Source organism: Pseudonocardia sp. (assembly GCF_025965585.1).
Taxonomy (GTDB): Bacteria; Actinomycetota; Actinomycetes; order Mycobacteriales; family Pseudonocardiaceae; genus Pseudonocardia.
The window spans coordinates 1-4184 of the sequence record NZ_JAOPWR010000222.1 but is presented as its reverse complement, the minus strand read 5'-3'; the positions used below and the strand labels follow the sequence as shown (position 1 = coordinate 4184).

Here is a 4184-nt window from a genome sequence, read left to right as displayed (position 1 = left end):
CGACGCGGCGGCGAGGGTCAGCACGCAGTCGTCGGTGGGCGTGTCGCCCGCGCGCAGGTACGGGTGCGCGCCGACCCCGAACGGCACCGCCGCCGTGCCGACGTTGCGGACGGTGTGGGTGACGGTCAGCCCGTCTCCGCCGACCGCGAAGCGGACGCTGGTGTCCAGTGCCATCGGCCAGCCCGGCTGCGGCGGCACCACGGCGTGCAGCGTGATCGCGTCGGCGCTGCGCTCACCCGCCCGGTACAGGACGTGGCGGAGCAGGCCGTGGATGGCGTTGCCCGCGGCAGGCTCACTCAGCGCGAGCTGCTGCTCGGTGCCGTTCCATGTCCAGCGGCCACGGGCGGTGCGGTTGGGCCACGGCACGAGGATCGCGCCCGCCCCGCGCGGGGGACGGCTGTCCTCGTCGAACGTCTCGACGTACGGGACGCCGGCGCGGGTGAACGAGCGCAGCCCGGCGCCCACCTCGGTGACGACGGCGCGGACGTCGCCGGAGACGATCTCGAACTGCTCGCCCGTCGGCGGCATGGGTGCAGGCACGGTCCGGAGACTAGGCCGTGTCCCGTGGGTCGGTGCCGAGGGCGCGGAGTTCCAGGTGGCGCCGGCATCGGGTCATGTGATGGGAGGCACCGATACCGCTGTCGTATCGGTGCCGACGAGAACGCCGCGGGGCGCCCGCCTCGGGCGAGGCACACCGGCTGGATGATCCGCGGGAGACGGCCTAAGACGGCGGCGGCCCGGCGGAAACCAGCAGGCCGGTGCGCACCCCGATCCACGGCAGGGCCCGCCCGAGCTCGTCAGCCGCCATGCTCCAGGAGTGCCCACCCGGCAGCTCGTCGAGCGTGACGGTCATGCCCGCCGCCTGTGCGGCCGCCGCGACCTGCTCGGCCTGGGGCCGGAAGTCGGGGTCGTCGCGGCCGACGGCCAGCAGCCCGGCGCTGCGCGGGAACCGGCGGTGCGCCAGCTCGTCGAGGGGGTCGACACGGCGGAACGCGTCCTCGTCGCCGTCGTAGGTCGCCTGCACGGTCTGCGCGTGGTCGCCGAGCGACGGCTCCGACTGCCCGGAGATGTCGAGGAACGTCGGGTAGACCTCCGGCCTGCGCACCGCGAGCTGCAACGCGCAGGTGCCGCCGAAGGAGAAGCCGCCGATCGCGAGCGGCCCGGGCGCGACCTGCAGGTGCGTCGCGACCCATGCGGGCACGTCGTCGGCGAGGTAGGTCTCGGCGGCGCCCAGCCGGGAGTCGAGGCACAGCGGGTTGCCGAACGGCGAGCCGGTGACGTCGGGCACGACCACCACCGGTGCGAGGCCGTCGTGGGCGGCCGCGAACGCGTCGACGACTGCGGCGAGTCTGCCGGCGAGCAGCCAGTCGTCGGGCCCGCCGGGCTGCCCCGGGACGAGCACGAGCACGGGCAGCTGAGCGCGTCGCGACCCGAGGTAGGCCGGGGGCAGGTACAGCCAGGCGGCGCGCGTCGGGAAGTGCGAGCGCCGGCCGGGGATGTAGGCGTGGGCGATGCGCCCGGTGCGGGGCATGCCGGGCGGGACGTGCCAGACCCGGGCGAGCGGCACCCCGGGCGGAGCCACCACCAGCGGCATGATGCGGGGCAGCGTGGCCAGCACGATCTCGTCGTGGGCGGGCAGCCCGAGGGCGGTGGCGAGCGTCGGGCGGTAGCCGTAGAACGAGTTGGCCTTCACCGCGCACGTCGCGACGACAGCGAGCAGCGCCACCACCGCGACGACCCGCCGCCACACCGCGGCGCGGCGATGCGCCCACGCGAGCGCGGTGCCCGTGGCGGCCACGGCGATCCAGGCCAGCATCCGCAACGGCAGCAGGTCGGGGAACGGCCGCACGACCACGACGACCAGCTCGGCGACGGCCGCGAGCGCCACCCCGACGGCGAGCGCGACCGGCACGCTGCGCATCCACCACACCCGTCCCGACCGGGCCAGGAGGAACACCGCACCGGCCGAGCCGGCCGCCGAGATCATGGTGGGCAGCAGCCCGGCGATCAACGGGGCGTCCAGCAGGGGCGAGGCGAACACGAGACCTCCGACGGTGGAGCGGCGAGCGGAGACTAGCGCCGCTGTGAGGCCACGCCGGCGGCGGAGGCACCGGCGGGATCGGCGCGGCCGGTGGGTCGGGCAGAACGGACTGCCCTCGGGCCGGCGACGACGTGGTGCAGGCGTTCGACCGCCATACGTGACCGTCGTCCCACCGACGGGCGCCGCGCAACACCTACGGTTGAGATCGTGTCCTCCTCCCGGCATCTGCGCGCCCTGATCACCAACGACGACGGCATCGACTCACCCGGGCTCTGGGCCCTGGCCGCGGGCGCCCGGGACGCCGGGTTCGAGGTGGTGGTGGCGGCACCGCACGTGGACGCCAGCGGGGTGGGCGGCTCGGTCGTCTCCGTCCGCGACGGCAACCGCACCCGCGTGCACCCGCGGGAGATCGCCGCGCTGCCGGGGATCCCGGCCTACGCCGTGGAGGGGCACCCGGCGTTCATCGTGCACGCGGCGATCCGTGGCTGGCTCGACCCCACGCCCGACGTCGTGCTCTCGGGGATCAACCTCGGCGCGAACGTCGGCCGGATGGTGCTGCACTCGGGCACCGTCGGCGCCGCGCTCGCCGCGTCGCTGCACGGCGTACGGGCGCTCGCGGTCTCGCTCGACACCGGCTTGGGGCCGCCGGAGCAGCCGCACTGGGAGACCGCGCTGCACGTGCTTCCCGGCATTCTCGACCTGCTGCTGGCCGGGCCGGAGGGCACCGTGCTGTCGCTGAACGTGCCCGACCGCCCCGTCGAGGAGATCGGCGAGCTGCGCGAGGCGCAGCTGGCCGCGCTCGGGGCGGTGCAGGTGCAGACGGAGCACCGCAGCGGCGACGACGGCGACGGCCTGCACTCGTCGCTCGCCGAGTTGGAGGCAGCGCCCGCCCCCGGCACCGATCTCGCGCTGCTCGCCGAGGGTCACCCGACGCTCACCGTGCTCGAGTCGGTGGCGGCCCGCCCCGGTGTCCTGGATGTCCTGCGCATGTCAGCTGTGTGACAAGTGGTGCTCCTGTGCCCCCGGATGTGACGGATCGGAGACACAGGGCAAGATCTCACAATGCGTGATGGCGAGACCCGTGCCGAGTGGTCCACCCAGTTCGCCCGTACAGTGGCGGACGAGATCCGGTCCGGAGTGCGCTCTGGCGCTCTGACCTGGGCCGAAGCCGATCAGTTGCTCGCGCGGCTGCGCGTTCTCGTGGACCAGGCGCTGGACCTGACGCCGCAGTTCAGCTGACGCCATGTGACCGGCGGGCCCCGTCGCACTCAGTGCTCATCGGCGCCCGTCAGCTCCAGCTCGAGCCGGTCGGCCACGTCCACCACGAGCCGGAACGACCGGTCGAAGCCGTCGAGCGCGGTGTCGCCCAGCGGGATCGCGTGCCGGAAGAGCACGAGCCCGTTCTCGGACACGACGCCACCGCTGACCGGCTCGGCCGCGAGCGCGAGCGTGCGCTCGAGGTCCAGCTGGCCGATGCGGCCCACCGGTGAGGTGATCTGCGCCCACGGGCGCCCGTCCTCGCCCGTGACCAGGCGGACCACCACGATCTGCGTGCGCTCGCCCGTGGTGGGCAGGTCGAACCACAGCTCGTGCTCGCGCTGGCGCATGATCTCGTAGCGCACCCGCACGAAGGACATCAGGTCGTCCCAGCCGGCCACTGCCCACCTCCGTCGATTGCGGGCGACCGTACCGCGATCAGGAGAGCAGCTGATCGACGGGCGCCCGGTCGTCGGTGAGCACGGCGGCGTCCCGCGCGAGCGTGCGCGTCGCCGATGCGGACGTCGAGCCCGGGGTTGGCGTCCACCCCCCTCCCCCGCGAGCTCGCGGCGCCCGAGCTCCACCACGCCGGCGTCCACCTCCGACACCGTCGACGTGCTCCCCGGCGGCGTGGCGGCGAGCCAACGCGGCATCGTGAAGCCGCCCCCGCCGACGTGCACCGCCTGCAGCGGGCGCGCGGCCGGGAGCTCCGCGGTGGTCGATCGTGCCGGCGACCGTCCTCCGGTCCACCGAGCCCGATGAACGATGGCGTCACCCGGCCAGGTGGCACCTGCTCCACCGCGATCTCACGTTCGATGGATGCACTCTCAGAGGCCCAGTTGCCGCGCGATCAGCATCTTCTGGACCTCGCTGGTGCCCTCGCCGA

The 4184-nt window shown here is 74.3% G+C and carries 4 protein-coding genes and 1 pseudogene; 2 read left to right on the top strand and 3 right to left on the bottom strand.

All coding sequences use genetic code 11. The features are described from left to right. Positions 1–540, bottom strand: a pseudogene (locus JWR81_RS14375) (aldose epimerase); the annotation flags it as partial. A gap of 181 nt (positions 541–721) precedes the next feature. Next, positions 722–2041 carry an alpha/beta hydrolase-fold protein gene (locus JWR81_RS14370; protein ID WP_297651552.1) on the bottom strand — a complete coding sequence of 440 codons (1320 nt, stop codon included), beginning with the start codon at positions 2039–2041 and terminating at the stop codon, positions 722–724. Positions 2042–2248: 207 nt separating this feature from the next. Between JWR81_RS14370 and surE the strand changes: the two genes are divergently transcribed. Further along, positions 2249–3043, top strand: coding sequence for a 5'/3'-nucleotidase SurE (surE, locus tag JWR81_RS14365; protein WP_297651549.1), 795 nt, complete (start codon positions 2249–2251; stop codon positions 3041–3043). Positions 3044–3103: 60 nt separating this feature from the next. After that, a complete protein-coding gene (locus JWR81_RS14360) occupies positions 3104–3280 on the top strand; it encodes a hypothetical protein (protein ID WP_297651547.1) in 177 nt (58 codons plus the stop codon). A gap of 29 nt (positions 3281–3309) precedes the next feature. On the opposite strand, the gene JWR81_RS14355 is transcribed toward JWR81_RS14360, so the two are convergent. Next, a complete protein-coding gene (locus tag JWR81_RS14355; RefSeq protein WP_297651545.1) occupies positions 3310–3699 on the bottom strand; it encodes a hypothetical protein in 390 nt (129 codons plus the stop codon). Between the last annotated feature and the right edge of the window lie 485 nt (positions 3700–4184).

Bases quoted from the DNA above. Each gene is read 5' to 3' on its own strand.
- JWR81_RS14360 (WP_297651547.1), top strand. From the start codon at position 3,104: ATGCGTGATGGCGAGACCCGTGCCGAGTGGTCCACCCAGTTCGCCCGT.